The sequence below is a fragment of the Streptomyces sp. NBC_00568 genome, assembly GCF_026341855.1.
Taxonomy (GTDB): domain Bacteria; phylum Actinomycetota; class Actinomycetes; order Streptomycetales; family Streptomycetaceae; genus Streptomyces.
Genome location: NZ_JAPENW010000001.1, coordinates 3,403,712 through 3,420,245, shown reverse-complemented (window position 1 = coordinate 3,420,245; position 16,534 = coordinate 3,403,712). Strand labels below are relative to the sequence as shown.

21 protein-coding genes are annotated in these 16,534 nt (G+C 70.3%); 4 read left to right on the top strand and 17 right to left on the bottom strand.

From position 1 onward, the window contains the following. Positions 1–32: 32 nt before the first annotated feature. The gene (locus tag OOK38_RS14945; RefSeq protein ID WP_266760156.1) at positions 33–914 is read right to left on the bottom strand and encodes a winged helix-turn-helix domain-containing protein; all 882 of its coding nucleotides are present in this window, start codon (positions 912–914) and stop codon (positions 33–35) included. Positions 915–1,100: 186 nt separating this feature from the next. On the opposite strand from OOK38_RS14945, the gene OOK38_RS14940 reads away from it, so the two are divergent. After that, positions 1,101–1,295, top strand: a complete 195-nt coding sequence (locus OOK38_RS14940; protein WP_266760157.1) for a hypothetical protein — start codon at positions 1,101–1,103, stop codon at positions 1,293–1,295. Here the strand turns inward: OOK38_RS14940 and OOK38_RS14935 are convergent. Next, a complete protein-coding gene (locus tag OOK38_RS14935) occupies positions 1,285–2,193 on the bottom strand; it encodes a GntR family transcriptional regulator (RefSeq protein ID WP_266765747.1) in 909 nt (302 codons plus the stop codon). The two genes, OOK38_RS14940 and OOK38_RS14935, sit on opposite strands and share 11 nt — an antisense overlap. 214 nt (positions 2,194–2,407) lie before the next feature. On the opposite strand from OOK38_RS14935, the gene OOK38_RS14930 reads away from it, so the two are divergent. Then, positions 2,408–2,593: a hypothetical protein gene (locus OOK38_RS14930; RefSeq protein WP_266760158.1), complete on the top strand. Its 186-nt coding sequence runs from the start codon at positions 2,408–2,410 to the stop codon at positions 2,591–2,593. A gap of 169 nt (positions 2,594–2,762) precedes the next feature. On the opposite strand, the gene OOK38_RS14925 is transcribed toward OOK38_RS14930, so the two are convergent. From OOK38_RS14925 to OOK38_RS14915, 3 genes are all read right to left on the bottom strand, one after another. Next, on the bottom strand, positions 2,763–4,031 hold the full coding sequence (locus tag OOK38_RS14925; RefSeq protein ID WP_266760159.1) for a GNAT family N-acetyltransferase: 1,269 nt from the start codon (positions 4,029–4,031) through the stop codon (positions 2,763–2,765). A 331-nt stretch (positions 4,032–4,362) separates the two neighbouring features. Further along, positions 4,363–5,319, bottom strand: coding sequence for an asparaginase (locus OOK38_RS14920; protein WP_266765748.1), 957 nt, complete (start codon positions 5,317–5,319; stop codon positions 4,363–4,365). 419 nt (positions 5,320–5,738) lie between these two features. Further along, positions 5,739–6,395 (bottom strand): AmfC protein, encoded by a 657-nt coding sequence (locus tag OOK38_RS14915; RefSeq protein WP_266760160.1) that lies wholly within the window; start codon positions 6,393–6,395, stop codon positions 5,739–5,741. Positions 6,396–6,587: 192 nt separating this feature from the next. On the opposite strand from OOK38_RS14915, the gene dtd reads away from it, so the two are divergent. After that, complete coding sequence (dtd, locus tag OOK38_RS14910; RefSeq protein WP_266760162.1) at positions 6,588–7,013, top strand: D-aminoacyl-tRNA deacylase; 426 nt, start codon at positions 6,588–6,590, stop codon at positions 7,011–7,013. Positions 7,014–7,087: 74 nt separating this feature from the next. On the opposite strand, the gene OOK38_RS14905 is transcribed toward dtd, so the two are convergent. The 6 genes from OOK38_RS14905 to OOK38_RS14880 all read right to left on the bottom strand — a co-directional run bounded on the left by OOK38_RS14905 (position 7,088) and on the right by OOK38_RS14880 (position 12,244). Continuing rightward, complete coding sequence (locus OOK38_RS14905) at positions 7,088–8,053, bottom strand: folate-binding protein YgfZ (protein WP_266760163.1); 966 nt, start codon at positions 8,051–8,053, stop codon at positions 7,088–7,090. Between the two features lie 114 nt (positions 8,054–8,167). Next, a complete protein-coding gene (locus OOK38_RS14900) occupies positions 8,168–8,593 on the bottom strand; it encodes a Fur family transcriptional regulator (RefSeq protein WP_266760165.1) in 426 nt (141 codons plus the stop codon). 55 nt (positions 8,594–8,648) lie between these two features. After that, the gene (locus OOK38_RS14895; protein ID WP_266760167.1) at positions 8,649–9,224 is read right to left on the bottom strand and encodes an FABP family protein; all 576 of its coding nucleotides are present in this window, start codon (positions 9,222–9,224) and stop codon (positions 8,649–8,651) included. Positions 9,225–9,486: 262 nt separating this feature from the next. Beyond that, positions 9,487–10,470, bottom strand: coding sequence for a hypothetical protein (locus OOK38_RS14890; protein WP_266760169.1), 984 nt, complete (start codon positions 10,468–10,470; stop codon positions 9,487–9,489). Continuing rightward, on the bottom strand, positions 10,467–11,450 hold the full coding sequence (locus OOK38_RS14885; protein WP_266848492.1) for a hypothetical protein: 984 nt from the start codon (positions 11,448–11,450) through the stop codon (positions 10,467–10,469). Before OOK38_RS14885 ends, OOK38_RS14890 begins: the two co-directional genes overlap by 4 nt. Continuing rightward, positions 11,447–12,244, bottom strand: a complete 798-nt coding sequence (locus OOK38_RS14880) for a hypothetical protein (RefSeq protein WP_266848491.1) — start codon at positions 12,242–12,244, stop codon at positions 11,447–11,449. Before OOK38_RS14880 ends, OOK38_RS14885 begins: the two co-directional genes overlap by 4 nt. 399 nt (positions 12,245–12,643) lie before the next feature. Here OOK38_RS14880 and OOK38_RS14875 point away from each other — a divergent pair, with 399 nt between their 5' ends. Further along, positions 12,644–13,006: a DsrE family protein gene (locus OOK38_RS14875; protein WP_266848489.1), complete on the top strand. Its 363-nt coding sequence runs from the start codon at positions 12,644–12,646 to the stop codon at positions 13,004–13,006. Positions 13,007–13,084: 78 nt separating this feature from the next. Here the strand turns inward: OOK38_RS14875 and OOK38_RS14870 are convergent, their stop codons facing one another. The 6 genes from OOK38_RS14870 to OOK38_RS14850 all read right to left on the bottom strand — a co-directional run bounded on the left by OOK38_RS14870 (position 13,085) and on the right by OOK38_RS14850 (position 16,460). After that, positions 13,085–13,477: a VOC family protein gene (locus tag OOK38_RS14870; RefSeq protein ID WP_266848487.1), complete on the bottom strand. Its 393-nt coding sequence runs from the start codon at positions 13,475–13,477 to the stop codon at positions 13,085–13,087. 50 nt (positions 13,478–13,527) lie between these two features. After that, complete coding sequence (locus OOK38_RS14865) at positions 13,528–13,791, bottom strand: DUF3099 domain-containing protein (RefSeq protein WP_266760176.1); 264 nt, start codon at positions 13,789–13,791, stop codon at positions 13,528–13,530. Between the two features lie 179 nt (positions 13,792–13,970). Beyond that, positions 13,971–14,258 (bottom strand): DUF1416 domain-containing protein, encoded by a 288-nt coding sequence (locus OOK38_RS14860; protein ID WP_054232391.1) that lies wholly within the window; start codon positions 14,256–14,258, stop codon positions 13,971–13,973. Positions 14,259–14,288: 30 nt separating this feature from the next. Then, positions 14,289–15,134 (bottom strand): sulfurtransferase, encoded by an 846-nt coding sequence (locus OOK38_RS14855; RefSeq protein ID WP_266848486.1) that lies wholly within the window; start codon positions 15,132–15,134, stop codon positions 14,289–14,291. 147 nt (positions 15,135–15,281) lie between these two features. Beyond that, positions 15,282–15,362 (bottom strand): putative leader peptide, encoded by an 81-nt coding sequence (locus OOK38_RS34620; RefSeq protein ID WP_350310325.1) that lies wholly within the window; start codon positions 15,360–15,362, stop codon positions 15,282–15,284. A 354-nt stretch (positions 15,363–15,716) separates the two neighbouring features. Next, the gene (locus OOK38_RS14850) at positions 15,717–16,460 is read right to left on the bottom strand and encodes a DUF2993 domain-containing protein (RefSeq protein WP_266760180.1); all 744 of its coding nucleotides are present in this window, start codon (positions 16,458–16,460) and stop codon (positions 15,717–15,719) included. Between the last annotated feature and the right edge of the window lie 74 nt (positions 16,461–16,534).

The window sequence follows — 16,534 nt, the reverse complement described above, 5'->3', positions numbered from 1 at the left end:
TCGTGGCCACCGAGCGTGGTGCGCGACGTGCGTCAGCTGAGTTTCAGGTCCGTGGTGATGGTTTCCCACAGAGCGTCGAACCACTTCTGGGATTCGTCGACGAACGCGGCGTCCCGCCCGCTCGTTCCCTTCTCGAAGGAGAAGAGGAGGGACTCGGAGCCGAGGGTGTCGTACATCTCCAGGAGTCCGCTGTCCACGGTCTCCTCGCGCTTGGCGACCATGTAGTACGCGATCAGCGCCTCCGTCTGGTTGAGCAGATAGAGCTTCACCGGCGGCGTGAAGGGGAGTGCCCGGAAGGTCACGCGGACGTCGATGCCGTGGGACGAGCGCAGGGACCGGAGATTGTGGCGCAGGACCTGCCCCTGGGCGTTGCGCTGCTCCAGCCAGCGCCGGTGGACCGGGTCGTCGTCGCCGCGGCCGTCGACGGAGATCGGGAACGCCAGGTTGATCTCCCGGCTGGGCAGCAGGATCCGGACGTCGATGCGCTCCGGGCGGATCCTGCCGTCGTGGATCTGGCGGACCGGCTCACCGAGCGCCACCATCAACGTCTCCGCGGTGAGACAGGCCGCGTCGATCCGCACATGGGGCACGGAGAACGCCTCGGCGAGACGGGGAGCGAGGCCCACCATCGTCGGCTGCGGCCCGTCCCGGGTGGGAGCGGTGTCGGCGATCCGCGGCGGACTGCCCTTGCTGACGTTGCTGAGAAGGCCGTCCTCCTGGAGCGCGCGCAGTGCCATCCGGACGGCACCGCGCTCGACACCGAACTCGTCGGCCAGCTCAGCCTGGGTGGGCAGGCGGTCGCCCGCCTTCAGCTCGCCGGAGCGGATGCGCTCCCGCAGGACGTCGGCGACCTGCTGGGGCGAAAGCCTTCTGCCGCTGTCACTCACCACAACGTTCTCCTGAGTCACGACCAAACGGTACAACTCTCCCCCATCTACGGGGAGTTGTTTGAAAGTTGTTTATGGACGGCCGCCAAGTGGGGACAACATAAGCATAGTTGGTTGCCAACTTGGCCAAGATGGCGGAACTTTTGCCTCCTCTCGACCATCTGCGGCATCTACCGCCCCGAGCACGTCACTGAAGAAGCAGGAGGAACCACCATGCCCGCCCTCGCCCTCCTCTCCGCCGTCTTCGTCATCGGCTTCGAGCAACTCGTTCAATGGCAGTACGGACCGGCGGGCATCGTCGGACTGCTGCTGCTCACCATCGGGATCAAGGCGAAGAGCCCCACGTGCAGCTCCGTCGGGGCCGTCGTACTGGCTCTCATGGTCGCCGGGCCGGCCATCAGTTCGTGAGCTGCAGTTCCGAACTGATGGTCTCCCACAGCGCGTTGAACCAGAGGTGGGACTGCTCCACGAACGTGGTGTCCCGCAGTCCCGCCCCCTGGCCGAAGGGAAACAGCATCGACTGCGTTCCCTCGGCGTCGTACATCTCCAGGTATTCGTGGTCGATCTCCTCGCCCCGCCGCGTGAGCGTGTAGTACGCGAAGAGCGCCTCCGCCTCGTTGAGCAGGTACAACTTCACCGGCGGAGTGAAGGGCAGCGCGCGGAAGGTGATGTTCACGTCGATGCCGTGCGTGGCCCGCAGCGCCAGCAGGTTGTGCCGCAGCACCTGCCCCTGGGCGTTGCGGTTGGCCAGCCAGCCGCGCTGGAGCCGGCCGTCGGAGCCCGCGTCGACCGGCGCCGGGAAGGCGAGATCGATGTCACCGCTCGGAAGCAGCACCCGGACATCAACCCTGGCCGGTTTTATTCGCCCGGCGTGAATCTGCCGCAGGGGCTCGCTCATGGCGAGGGTCAGCGAGACCGACGTGAGACAGAGGGCGTCTATCGCCACACGAGGAGCGGCGAAGGCGGCCGCTATGCGCGGGCCGAGTGCCACCGTCGTGGGCAGGGGTTCGGCTCCGGGCCCGGTCAGAGCCCCTTCCGGATGGTCCGCGACCGTCGCCGGGCTCCCCTTGGACATGTTGACGAGCAGGTGCTCCGACTGCAGGATGCGCAGCGCCTGGCGCACCGCGCCGCGCTCGACGCCGAACTCGTCGGCCAGCTTGGCCTGGGTCGGCATGCGCTGGCCGGCCCGCAGCTGACCGGACCTGATCCGGCTGCGCAGCTCGTCGGCCACCTCGCGGTGTGACCTCGGCGGCCGTGGTGACCTGTTCCGCCCGTTGACGGCGGCATGCTCCGGCTCCACAACCAGAACCCTACAACTTCCCGCCATCTTTGGGCAGTTGCAGGATAGGTGGTTATTAGTCGCCCCAACACGGAGATAACTAAGAGTGAGTTGGTCGCCAACTTGCACAACATGGTCAAGCTTCCGGAGGGTTGGCCGCCGAAGCCCCGCCTGCACGGCAGGTGGTCGGCGGACGGTCCTCAGCGGGGGTCCGCCTCCCCGTCCCGAAGGAGGGACCGTCATGCCGCTCGTCGCCCTCGCCGTCGCCGCCCTTGCCATCGGATTCGAGCAACTCATCCAGTGGGAGTACGGGCCGATGGGCATCATCGCGTTCGTCGCGCTGTCCGTCGGGCTCAAGGCCAGGAACACCATGATCAGCGGCATCGGGGCCGTGATCCTCGTGATGCTGCTCGCCCAGTCCGGCTGACCGGACGCCACCGTCCGCCAGTCCGGCCGACCGGGCTCCCCTCCGGAGGGGAGCCGGGAGCCCGGTCGGTCCGCACCACCGCACCAACCCGCACCACCACAACTGAATCGCTACGGATCAGAACTCGGCACCCGCGTGGAAGGAGAACCACCCGACCGGCAGCAGCAGTTCAGAAGATGTCCGGGCACCACGGTCGCCTGGACGTCCGCAGCAGGGCGTCGGCAACGGAGGCGGCGCCCTCTTGCCGTTCCCGGACCCGGCCCAGCGCCACCAGCCGTACCGCGGACTCGTCACCGAGCCACAACGTCGCCAAGTCCGCCACGGACAGGGTCAGTTGGGCCTCCTCGGCGGTAGGTGAGCAGGTCGCCGTACCGTCCGGGGCGGCCTGGAGCCGATAGCGGCCGCCGGCCGGCCCGCTCCCGTCCAGCACCTCCAGCACGAGCGTCCCGGCAGCCCCGTACGTCCGTGCCTCCAGAGCCCGTACGACGTCCAGGATCCGCACCCAGAGCCAGTCCGACTGGGTGGTGATGCGGGCGGCGCGCGGGTCCGGCAGGAAGTGCGGCAGCAGGTCGTCGGGGGCGCGTCGGCCGGTCTTGACCCGGGCGATCCAGTCGATCGAGCAGAGGTACCGCCACAAGGCGCGCTCGGCCGCCGGTGTCACCGCGAGCAGCCAGCGCACCTCGGCCGTGTTCTGGGGCTGGTTGGTGTCACCCCAGTTGTCGTCCGACTCGTAGGCGACCAGGCCCTCGACCTCGCCGGACGCCGATCGGTACGCGGCGTAGAACGGTTCCTTCCAGGGGTCGCCGCCGAGATTCAGCAGGCCGGTGTCGACCTGCCACCAGCGGTCGTCGCGGCTGACCGCGCCGGGCCGGCCGCGCCGGAAGCGTTCGTGCAGGTCGGGACCCATCTTGCGGACGTCCTCGGCGTCCTCCAGGTCGATACGGCCGCCGTCGTCCGGCCCCGCCCAGCGGGGGTCCAGACCGGTGCGCGGTACGTCGACGGTCCACTCGGCGCTGGTGGTGACGGGGCCGAAGCCGTAGCGGCCGTAGATCGGGTACTCGGCGGCGATGAGCGTCGCGACGACATCGCCCCGCTCCTTCGCCGCCGCCAGGTCGGCCGCCATCATGCGGGTCAGGAGGCCCCGGCGGCGGTGCGTGGGCGAGACGGTCACGTTGGAGATCGCGTCCGCGGGGACGGCGGCTCCGCCGACCACGGTGAGCTCCTGCGGGAACGACCTGAAGGTCGCGACACAGCGGTCGCCGTCGAACGCGCCCAGCGTCCTCGGCAGGAGGAGCCCCGGCGCCCGCGCCTCGGCCTCCTGCTCCGACACGGTCGGCGCCCGCAGGAACCCCGTTTTCAGCGCGCGCAGCCAGTCGGGGATGTCGGGGGTGGTGATGGGTCGTACATCGATCGTGTCGATGGCGTCGTGCGGGGTCATGGGGCCACGCTAGGTGTACGCCGACGGGGTGTCGCGGGGATTTCCGCGCCTCCCCTCCTGACGCCCTCCAGACCGTCCCGCCCCTTCCGCACGGGGACCATGCCACGGACGTTCTTCCACCGCGGGGGCGTTCCCCCGGGGCGTTCCCCTCACCGCGAGGGCGTTCCCCCGGGGCGTTCCCCTCACCGCGAGGGCGTTCCCCCGGGGCGTTCCCCCCACCGCGACGGCGTTCCCCCACCGCGGGAGCGTTGCCCCACCGCGGGCCGGTGGGGGCCGGTCCCGCCAGTCCCCGCGCCCCTGACGCGGGACACTCCGGCCCACGACGTCCTTCTCAGAACGCCGCCCGGATCTCCCCCACCTCGCGCCCGCCGCCCAGCAGAGGTGCGCTGCCGATCCTGGTCACCACCGGCGCTTCCACGCCCAGCAGTCCCAGCGCGCGGGCCAGGACGGGGCCCAGTGCCCGGCCCCCGCCGTCGTCGATCTTGAAGGCGAGGGCACGGCCGTCGGGGAGGGCGACCGCCTGGACGGCCTCGGCGCCCATCTTGGAGAGAGCGCCCGGGACCTCGCGCATCAGCCAGGTGTCGGGGCGCCGGGTGCCGGCCACGTACTCGGGGTGGGTGCGCATGGCGTCGGCGACGCGGCGTTCGGCGGAGCCGGGGGCCGCGAGGACGAAGGAGCGGAAGGCGCGGGCGAGGCCGGTGAGGGTGATGGCCATCAGGGGCGCCCCGCAGCCGTCCGTGCCGACCGCGGCGACCCGCTCCCCGGCGGCCTCCTCGACCACGGAGTGGATCAGCTGCTGGAGGGGGTGCCCGGGATCGAGGTACGACTCGGTGGGCCATCCGCGCAGCGCGCACACCGCGAGCATCGCCGTGTGCTTGCCGGAGCAGTTCATGGTGACCCGGTCGCGGACGGCACCGGAGGCCAGGTAGGCCTCGGCCTCGACGGGGTCCAGCGGCAGGTCCGGCGGGCACTGGAGCTGCTCGGTGATCAGTCCGTGCTCGACGAGCATCTTCTGCACCAGGTCGCGGTGGAAGATCTCCCCGGAGTGGCTCGCGGCGGCGAGGGCGAGGCGCTCCCCGGCCAGATCCAGGCCCGCGCGCAGGACGCCCGCGGCCTGCATGGGCTTGTTCGACGAGCGGGGGAAGACCGGCGCCGTCACGTCGCCGAGCGCCAGCTCGACCGTCCCGTCGGCGGCGAGCACGACCAGGCTGCCGCGGTGGCGGCCCTCGACGAAGCCGGACCGCACGATCTCGGCGAGAACCGGGAGCCCACCGGGCGTGCCGGGCATGCCGGGGGCGGCGGGAGCGGCGGGTGTACCGGACGTGCCAGGAGCGGCGGGTCCGGGAGCGACGGGTCCGGGCGTGCCGGGAGCGGCGGGTGTACCGGGTGTACCGGACGTGCCCGGTGCGGCGGGTGTACCGGCCGCACCTGGCGTTCCCGTGCTGCCCGTGCCGCCCGTCGTGCCGGGCACACTCGGCGTGGCGGGTATGCCGGAGGTGCCGGGTATGCGGGAGGTGTCGTCGGGAGCGGGGGAACCTTCGGGCGTGCTGGGAGCGACGGACATCGGCGGTGGCCTTCCGGAACGGGGACCCGCTCGGAAGGCGTCGGCCGGGTCGTGTCCCGGACCGCGCCCCACCCGCGTGGAGCGGGCGCGCGCCTCCTGGATTCCGGCGCGCCCTCGGCCCCGGGATCGCCGGGGCCGCCACGTCACATGAGCAGGTCGTCTACTTGTGCTTCGCCTTCACGGTACCTGCGGGCGATCTCGGCGCTGCAGTCGTCGGCCGTGCGCTGAAGCTGCTGGCGCTGCCGGGAGACCTGCTGCTCATAGCGGACGAGGCGTCCCAGTCCCGCGACCAGCTCTTCGTCCGTCCGGGCGTCCAGGTCCGACAGCTCCACCTCGGCGAGCATGTCGGCGGCCAGCGCCCGGTACTCCTCGCCGTGCGGCGTGCCCACCGTCACATGGCGGGCCGAGGAGCGGTACCGGGCCGGCGCGTCCGTCAGGATCTCCGAGAGCCGCTCGACGACGGACGGCTTCCCGCCGTCCACCAGCGACCAGGGTCCGGAGACCGCGCCGGGCACCCGGCGCTCCCCGCGGCGCGCGAGCTCCGCGCGCAGGATGTCGATACGCCCCTGGAGCAGCCGCCGGACATAACTGAGGTCGGCCTCGTCCCGCTGGGCGTCGCGGCGCAGCGTCCGCAGTTCGGGCAGCCGGAGCGAGGCGACGCCGGGCCGGGCCGGTTCGGCGGCCCGCGGGCCGCTGTCGGTGCGCTGCACCGGCGGCCGGGCCGTCATCCTCCGCGCCCGTTCACTCGTGCGGGTCAATGACACGGCCCCGGGCTGCTGCCCGGTCCTCGATGTGCTCATGTGCCTCTACCGTCCCCTCGAACAGCGGTCCACCCAACGGGTGCACCGCGACACCCCGCATGGTGCCACCCCGGATGGTCGCTATGTGCCCGAGTGACCCTATCGGCCCCAGATGGCGGGTTGGTTACCCTCAGAAATCACGCGAAGGGCCCGCAGCGCGTGACCCCGGCGTGACACGGCATCATGGTCCGCATGCGTGCGGTGGTGCAGAGGGTGGACGGCGCGAGCGTCGTCGTGGACGGCGAGACGGTCGGCGAGATCAGCGGCGAGGGACTGTGCGTCCTGGTCGGGGTCACGCACGAGGACACCAAGGAGAAGGCGGCCCAACTCGCTCGCAAACTCTGGTCCGTTCGGATGCTGGCCGACGAACGGTCCTGCTCCGACATCGACGCGCCGCTGCTCGTCATCAGCCAGTTCACGCTGTACGGCGACGCCCGCAAGGGCCGCCGCCCCACCTGGAACGCCGCCGCCCCCGGCGAGGTGGCCGAGCCCCTCGTCGACGAGGTCGTCGCCCAACTCCGCGCCCTGGGTGCCACGGTGGCCACGGGCCGCTTCGGCGCCCAGATGCGGGTCTCACTGACGAACGACGGCCCGTTCACCGTCCTCCTGGAGATGTGAGCCCTCCCGAGGACTGATCCCTCCCGAGGGCATCGCCCCTCCCGAGGACATGGCCCCTCCCGGAGATGTGAGCCCTACGGCTCGACCACGACCTCCTGTGCCGCCGCCGTCGAGTCCGCCATCAGCGCGGCGTCCAGCGGCACGTTGCGCTTCACGAGCGCCAGCGCGATCGGGCCCAGTTCGTGATGGCGTACGGACGTCGTGATGAAGCCGATCTTGCGGCCGTCGGGGTCCTCGGACGCGAGGCGCAGCTCGGTCCCGTGCGGGGGCAGATGGACCTCGCTGCCGTCGAGGTGGAGGAAGACCAGCCGGCGCGGGGGCTTGCCCAGGTTCTGGACGCGGGCGACCGTCTCCTGGCCGCGGTAGCAGCCCTTCTGGAGGTGCACCGCGGTGCCGATCCAGCCCAGCTCGTGCGGGATGGTGCGGTGGTCGGTCTCGAAGCCGAGGCGGGGCCGGTGCTGCTCGACGCGCAGGGCCTCGTGGGCGAGGAGTCCGGCCGCGGGGCCGGCCTTGGCGGCGTACGCGTCCAGGTCCGCGCGCGGGAGGAAGAGATCACGGCCGTACGGCGTCTCGCGGACGACGACGCCCTCGGGGACCTCGGCGATCGAACCGGCCGGGAGCTCGACGACCGCGAAGTCGGCGGTGCGGTCGGCGACTTCGACGCGGTAGAAGAACTTCATCGACTCCAGGTAGGCGATCAGCGCCTCCTGGGTGTCGGGTTCCGTGTGCATCCACACCGTCGTGCCGTCGTCCACGAGGTACAGCGCGTGCTCGATGTGGCCGTTCGCGGAGAGGATCAGCGCCTCGGTGGCGCGGCCCACCGGGAGGTCGGTGACGTGCTGGGTGAGCAGCAGGTGAAGCCAGGCCAGCCGGTCGCCGCCGGTGACGGTGACGACTCCGCGGTGCGAGAGGTCCACGAAGCCGATGCCGTCGGCAAGGGCACGCTGCTCACGGAACAGGTCGCCGTAGTGGGCGGCGACGCCTTCGTCCACGCCCTCGGCGGGAACGGCTCCGGGCAGGGACAGGAGGGAGCTCTTCATGGACATACACACTACGACCGCGAGGTCGCCGATTTTATTTCTGGGACGACGACCGCATGATCACCTGATCCGATCGTCCCTCCACGTCGCACCTTCACGATCGCCTCTTCACGATCACTTCTTCCGGGCCGCGCAGTCCTTGCAGCGTCCGAAGATGGCGAAGTGCTTCATGTCCGTCTCGAAGCCGAAGGTGTCCCGGAGCTTCGCGGTGAACTCGGCGGCGACCGAGACGTCGGCCTCGATGACGTTCGTGCAGTCACGGCAGACGAGGTGGATGTGGTGGTGCCGGTCGGCCAGATGGTAGGTCGGCGCGCCGTGCCCCAGATGGGCATGGCTGACCAGCCCGAGCTCCTCCAGAAGCTCCAGGGTCCGGTACACGGTGGAAATGTTGACCCCCGACGCCGTCTTCCTCACTTCCACGAGGATGTCGTCGGGGGTCGCGTGCTCCAGGGTGTCCACTGCTTCGAGGACAAGCTGGCGCTGCGGCGTCAGCCGGTAGCCGCGCTGCCTGAGGTCGCTCTTCCAGTCGGTGCTCACCACACTGGAAGTCTAGGACCATTCCCGTCGGTGCCGACCTGATGAACTACACGGCGGCCTACTTGAAGAAGGCGATCCCGTCGTCCGGCATGTCGTCGGGCAGGGCCTTGGCCCAGCGCTCGACGTCCTCCGGGGTGACGACCTTCTTCAGGTGTCCGGACATGTAGGGGCGCAGCTCGACCTCGGGGGTCTGCTTCTCGCCGACCCACATGAGGTCGCTGTTCACATAGCCGTAGAGGCGCTTGCCGCCGCTGTAGGGACCGGCCGCGGCCGTACGGGCCACGGCGTCGGTGACCAGGTCGATCTGCGGCTTCTTGTCGGCCAGCTCGCCGTACCAGATCTCGACGACGCCGTCGTCGCGGGTCATCACGACCTCGACCTTGCGGTCGGAGTCGATACGCCAGAAACCGGCCTCCGACTCCAGCGGCCGGACCTTCTCGCCGTCCGCGTCGAGCACCCAGCTGTGCGAGCGGTACTCCAGGAAGTCCCGCCCGTCGTGCGTGAAGCTGACCTCCTGCCCGAAGTTGCACTTCTCGGAGCCGGGGAAGTCGTGGACACCGACTCCGGCCCAGTCGCCGAGCAGGAAGACAAGGGGGACCAGGTCCTTATGGAGGTCCGACGGGATCTCGATCATGAGCTGAGCAGTTCCTTGATGGGGGTCAGCGCTGGCCCTGGTACAGCTTCTTCACGGCCAGTCCGGCGAAGGCGAGCACGCCGACGCAGACCAGGACCAGCAGGGTTTCGAAGAAGATCTCCACGGGGTGCTCCTCGATGAGCGGAACGGGGTCCCCGCCCGGGCGCAGCCGAGACTGGGGAGGTACACAAGGCCGGGCCCCAGCTTACGCGGCTGGGGCCCGGCACTCTCTTTCAGGTACACCCTGTCGGGGCGTCCGGCCTCAGCCGAGGAGCTGGCTCTGCAGGACCACCGTCTGCTGGAAGGGAACCGCGAGCGCCCGGCCCTTGCGGGACTGCACCACCAGCCCGAGGGTGTCTCCGGCCACCAGGTACGCCTGCCGGACCTGCTCGGCGCCGTACGGCTTGGCCTCCGTGTACGCGTAGCGGGCGACGTCGTCCATCCGGGTGCTGTCCGGGAAGCTCTCGTCGCTGTGCACGTCGGCGGCGCCCCGGAGCGCGAAGTTCGGGCTGTCCCAGCTCGTGAACTCGTCCTGCTGGAGCGCGTCGACGACCGCGGCAGTATCGAACCGGAGCAGGTAGATCCGGGTGTGGGTGCCGTCCGGGGTGGTCCAGCCGCGGGCGGCGATGTGCCGCAGGCCGTAGTCGGTCAGCAACTGGCCGATGTCGTCGCGGTCGTCCTTCGAGGCGTACCCGGCCAGGAAGTCCTTCCTCGGCAGCCAGCCGTCCGCACCGCGCAGGCCCTTGTCGGCCGTCGCGCCCTTGGGCGAGGGCAGCAGCAGCTTCCGCAGGTCGGCGTGGTGGACGCTGGTCGTGTTCGCCTCGTCGAAGGGGCGCGGGCTGCCCGAGGGCAGCGGCGGCAGCTGGATCTCGGGGTAGTCCCACCGCCCGTCGGAGGCGGTGGCCAGCCCCGGGACGTCGGTGCGCTTCATCTCCGTGATGCCGTACGTGGCGGCCGTGCAGGCCGCCGCGAACGCCACGACCGCCGCGGTCCAGCGCAGCGTGGCGCGGAGGACACGACGATCCTTCTTCACAGGGGGCTGCGCCGGGAACGGATCGGCCGGGGACACGGCCGGCGGCCCGTCCAGCCCGCCCACCGGCGCTTCCGGCAGTACGTCCGTGGGCGCTTCCGTCCGCACTTCGGTCGATGCCTCCGTCGGCGCTTCCGTCCGCACTTCGGTCGGTGCCTCCGTCTGTACTTCCGTCGGCGCTTCGGTATCAAGCGGCACGGAAAGGTTCTCGGTCATACGGCCTCCCCCGGGTCCGTGATCCGGTCGAGCTGGGCGGCCAGGAAGCGGGAGACGGCCTGGCTGTCCAGCGGCTTGACGCCGGACACCGTCGCGCTCACCAGCACGTCTCCCACGTACGCGGAGCAGATCATCTCGTCGAGCTTTTCGTCACTGTCCTTGGGCGGCAGGAAGCACCCGGCGTCCTTGTGCCCCTCGATCTTCGGGCCCTTCCGGAAGATCCCGAGTCCGTCGAAGAACCTGTTCTGTCCCGCCGAGATCTCCCGCACGGTCCGCTGGTTCTCCATCTGGGACAGCGTGACGCTGACGATGAAGGACTTCTTCTTGTAGACGGCATACGGGTCGGAGCTCAGGTAGCTGCGCATCACCATGCCCTTGATGTGCTGCTCGTCGATCCGCTTCTCCAACTGCCGCCGCTGGGTGCGCGGCAGCCCGCTGATCGCCTCCTTGCGCACCGCGGCGGCCTGGCGGCCGGTCAGTTCGGTGCCGGACCCGAACTCACCGAGGTCCGGGCCGCGCGTGTAGCCCTCGTCGTAGGGCAGGAGCATGCCCTCCAGGCCGGTGGCGGCCTTCGGCTTCTTGTCCTTCACGGCCTTCGGGAAATGCCAGGTGGGCTTCCCCGGGTCACGGTCGGCCTCGTCCACGGTCACGACGGTGTGGCCGACACCGGCGACGACGGCACCGAGCAGCAGGACGGCACCGGAGACCGCGGCGATACGGCCCCGGCGCAGCCGCTTCCTGGGCACGGCGCTGTCACCCGCGGCGGGCTCACCGGCGGGCTCACCGAAGCTCTGGGCGGGACCCCCGCCGGAGTTCTCGCCGGAGTTCTCGCCGGAGTTCTCGCCGGAGTTCTCGCCGGAGTTCTCGCCGGAGTTCTCGGTGGAGTTCTCGGTGGAGACGGCCGTGGAGTTCTCGCCGGCGGCCTCGCTGGAAACCCCGGCGAGGCTTCCAGCGGGAGTCTCGACATGGTTCTCGCTCACAGCTGCCTCATCTGCCGTTCGGCCAGATCCATGATCTTCTCCTTGGGGATCGGCTTGGTGTCGTAGATCCAGATCTCCATGTGGATGTCACCGCGCCAGGCGTGCGCCTCCGCCGAGTACACCGGGAGGTAACCCGGCTCCCTGTCGGGCCGGGTGTGGACGTACGCCATGCCGTCACCGGTGCCGGGGACCGGCCAGCTACGGGTGCCGGCCTCCTTCTCCGCCCAGTAGTGCCCGCTCTCCGAGGCGTCGGCGGCTTCGAGGGTCTCCTCCTGGCGGAACTGCACCAGGCGGACCTCCACGGCATAGGTACTGCCCTGCTGCCATCCGGTGACGGCCGCGCGGCGGAACTCCTCGGCGAGGAGGTCGGCGAAGGCGGTGACGGGCTTCTCGTAGGCGTCCGCGTACTGCGGCAGGTCCATCCAGCCGTCGTCACCGACCGCGTATTCGAGGTCCCGGGAACCGTGCGGCCGCTTGACCAGCAGCTTGCGCAGGTCGCCGTCCGTCCTCACCCGGTGGTCCTGGGCGGCGGACAGCGGCTCGGGGCCTCCGCCCTTGGCCTGGGACACCACCGGCTGCGACAACGAGGGCAGCTTGGTGGGCTCGCGGTCGGCCTGGACCAGGAATCCGGTGCAGGTCCCGGCGACGAGACCGAGCACGGCGGCCGTGGCGATGAGCAGGGCCGTACGGCCGCGCCGACGCGCACGCGGTACGGCCGGGGCGTCATCGGGGACCGGCTGGACGGACTCGACGGACACCGCCGAGCCCACCGCCTCCACGGGCGCCACGGGCACCGCAGGAGCCGCAGGAGCCGCAGGAGCCGCAGGAGCCGCAGGAGCCGCAGGAGCCGACTGCTCGGCAGGGGCCACGGGTTCCTCGGACTTCACGGGTTTCGCGGGCTCTGCGGACTTCACAACCGGCGTGGGCTCTGCCGATGCCGCAGCCGGGGCCGGGGCCGAAGATTCCTCGGTCGGCGCGGGCCGGGCCGGCTCACGCGGTGTCGTACCGGGATCGACAATCGGCGCGCCCTCGGACACGCTCGGTCTTTCCGGTGTTTCGGGTCGTTCGGGTACTACCAAGACGTCCCCCCACGAACGTGAAGCACGGATTCCGTATCCGCGCGCACAGGAGACCCATGACCCATACATGGGGTTGCCCTGGCGATGATCACGATTCGGAATACCATGGCGGCCATGGCGAACAAGCTCGTGATCAAGGTGACGGCGGGGGCCGATGCCCCGGAGCGCTGCTCACAGGCGTTCACCGTCGCGGCGGTGGCCGTGGCCAGTGGCGTCGAGGTCTCCCTGTGGCTGACCGGCGAGTCCGCGTGGTTCGCGCTGCCGGGCCGCGCCACGGAGTTCGAGCTGCCGCACGCGGCGCCGCTGCCCGATCTGATCGACTCGATCCTGGCGGCCGGACGCATCACCCTGTGCACCCAGTGCGCGGCCCGGCGCGACATCACGGAGAAGGACGTCCTGGAGGGCGTACGGATCGCGGGGGCGCAGGTGTTCGTGCAGGAGGCGATGGCGGACGGGACACAGGCGCTGGTCTACTGACGGCACCGCGCCCCGGCTCACGGCGCCCGCGCCTCTGCCGACCGCGCCCGCGCCTCTGCCGGCCGCGCCCGCGCTCTACTAGCCGCGTCCGCGCCTCCCGCGCGTGTCCACCCAGAGGCAGAAGGGGTGGCCCGCCGGGTCGAAGAGCACCCGTACGTCATCCTGGGGCTGGTGGTCGGCGAGCCGGGCGCCCTGGCCGACGGCGTGGGCGGTCTCCTCGGCCAGATCGTCGACCTCGATGTCGAGGTGCAGCATCATCCGCTGGTCGCCCGGGCCCGCGGGCCAGACCGGGGGTGTGTAGAGCGGCTCGGTCTCGAAGGCGAGCGCGATCCCGCCGAACGGCGGGCCGATCAGCACCCAGTCGGGCTCCTCGGCGCGCACCTCGTATCCGAGCAGCCGCCGGTAGAAGTCGGCCAGTTCATGGGCGTCGGGCGCGTCGAGCACCACCGTGGACAACCTCGTACGCGACATAGACGCTTTTCCGCTCCTACCGCTGCCGCCGATTCACCGCTGCCGCCGGCTCACTGCTGCCGCCGTTTCTTGCCGTCCAGCTCGTCCCACCACTCGTCGGACTTGGCGTCGCCGGACGGGTCGTCCCACCATCTGTCCTCGGGCCCCCGCCGGTTGGCCACCATCGCGGCCACCGGCGGGATCACCATGGCCACCACGCACATTCCGACGGCCACGGGAACCGACCACAGCCGTACGACGCTCCAGGCGAGGACGAACAGCCCGATGCACGTCCCCATCATGGCGAAGTACAGGTGACGCCTGCGCGCGTACATACCACCAGCGTAGGCCCGGACAACCCGTCCGGCGCAGCGTCGGCGGACCCCTGAGGGACGGGGCGGGCGAAGCCAGGACGAGCCGAAGGGCCGCACCCCGATCCGGTAAGCGTCCAACCCCCGGGGGTGCGGCCCTTCGGCCGTTCAGTCGACTGCCGTCACGGACGGCGGTCTGCCGTTCAGACGGCGATCGCGACCTCGGCGAGGCCGCCCGTCTGGGCGACGACCGTGCGGTCGGCGGTGCCACCCGGGACCAGGGCCCGGACGGTCCACGTGCCCTCGGCCGCGTAGAAGCGGAACTGGCCCGTCGCGGAGGTGGGGACCTCCGCGGTGAACTCGCCGGTCGAGTCCAGGAGACGGACGTAGCCCGTCACCGGCTCGCCGTCGCGGGTCACCTGACCCTGGATCGTCGTCTCACCGGGCTTGATCGTCGAGGCGTCGGGGCCGCCGGCCTTCGCTCCACACATATTTCGATTCCGTCCTTCAGGCCTTGAGGGTTACTTGTTGGCGCCGAGCTCGATCGGCACGCCGACGAGGGAGCCGTACTCGGTCCAGGAGCCGTCGTAGTTCTTGACGTTCTGCACACCGAGCAGCTCGTGCAGCACGAACCAGGTGAGCGCGGAACGCTCACCGATGCGGCAGTACGCGATCGTGTCCTTGGCGAGGTCGACCTGCTCGGCGGCGTAGAGCTCCTTGAGCTCGTCGTCCGACTTGAAGGTGCCGTCGTCGTTGGCGTTCTTCGACCACGGGATGTTGCGGGCGCTCGGGACGTGGCCCGGACGCTGCGACTGCTCCTGCGGCAGGTGCGCCGGCGCGAGCAGCTTGCCGCTGAACTCGTCGGGCGAACGGACGTCGACCAGGTTCTGCGAACCGATCGCGGCGACGACGTCGTCACGGAAGGCGCGGATCGAGGTGTTCTGGGCCTTGGCCTTGTAGGCGGTGGCGGCGCGCTCGGGGATCTGCGAACCGTCGACCAGGTCGCGGGAGTCGAGCTCCCACTTCTTACGACCGCCGTCGAGCAGCTTCACGTTCTCGTGGCCGTAGAGCTTGAAGTACCAGTAGGCGTAGGACGCGAACCAGTTGTTGTTGCCGCCGTAGAGGACGACCAGCGTGTCGTTGCCGATGCCCTTCGACGAGAGGAGCTCCTCGAAGCCCTCCTGGTCGATGAAGTCACGGCGGACCGGGTCCTGGAGGTCCTTGGTCCAGTCGATCCGGATGGCGTTCTTGATGTGGTTCTTCTCGTACGCCGACGTGTCCTCGTCGACCTCGACGACGGCCACGTTCGGGTCGTCCAGGTGATCCTGGACCCAGTCGGCGTCTACCAGGACGTCGCTGCGGCTCATGCTCGTTCTCCTCCGGGGCAGTTGCGGCGGGGTGGTGCGATGGAGAGGGTGCGCGGTCATGCGGGCCGGTGAGGGCTGCGCGGCGCAATGGTGGCCCTGACGAGAGAGGTCCAAGGGCCCGGCTCGCGGAAGACGGAAAGCTTCCGCTCAGAAGGTGCGACAGAGCATGGCGGCGACGCGGCACAGGTCTACTGCCCGCCGCTTCGTGAGATCCGCCTGTCGCTTCATGGGTCCGATCGTAGGGACGGACAGGCGGGCATGTCACCGGTGTGTCGTATATTGAGACGCGATCGTCCGAATAGTGGTACGCGTGCACTGTCGGGGCCCGGCCCGCACGGGTTCCGGGGGCCTGTATCGGTCGCCACATCGACAGCGCATCTGCGGTACGGACGGGGCCGTCTCGCCTTTCGGACAGCCGCCCTCCGAAGGGACTTCCACCGGAGCCGCCCGGTGAGGCCGGGCGATCTGCGGGATCAGCCCCGGCAGGGCCATCTGCCAGGGGAATCCGGCGGGACCGACGGCAGGACCGACGACCGGGCCGGCCCGGTGGAGCCTGCCACCCGGCCCGTCCGGTAGGGCCTTCTACCCGACCAGCCGGACGTCCGAACCCTTCACCGAGATCTCGACGCCGCCCGGGGCCGCCTCGACCTTGTCGAGCTTGATGCCGCCGGGCAGTTCGTCGATCTTCTGCTGGAAGTCGGTGATCGAGCGGATCTTGCCCTCGGCGAGCTGGACGCCCAGCTTGGGCAGGGAGTCGGCGTGCACCTTCACCGTGTCGCCGGAGACCGCGACGGAGCTGAGCACCGAGAGCGTCCGGGACGACTTGGCGCCGGGGATCGTCACCGCGACGGCGACCTTGACCTTGCCGTCACCGCCGTAGGAGAGGCCGGTGACCTGGGTCTTGATGCCGAACCCGACGTCCACGGGCTCGGACTTCGCGGCCTTGAGCAACTCGGCGTACGTGATCGACGCGGTGCCCGTGGCGCTGTTGGCGGTGGCGGAGCTGTAGTCGCCGCTGAAGGCGACGCCGTGCATCTCGGCGTTGAGGTCGTCGATGCGGATCGTGCCGGCGGCGGAGTCCGTGCCGCCCGTCGACGCCTCGTAGTTCTTGATGCCGATCGTCACGTCGTCGAGCTCGCCGCCGACGACCTGGGTGAGGAAGGGGAAGCCCCCGATGGACACGTCGGGGGTGGCCGCGAGGCCCTCGGTGGTCCTGATCCGGTCCGCCGCCTCGTCCTCCGCGAACCCGACCGCCACCCGGTCGGCCAGCACGAACAGACCGCCGAGAATGACGAAGAGAATCAGGGTTATTCGCAGTGCGCGCATGCTCGGTGTTCCCCCACCTTTGACGGCCCCGTCCGGACAGCCGAGTGGCCGCCGAGCGTGAGCCTAACCCCGAA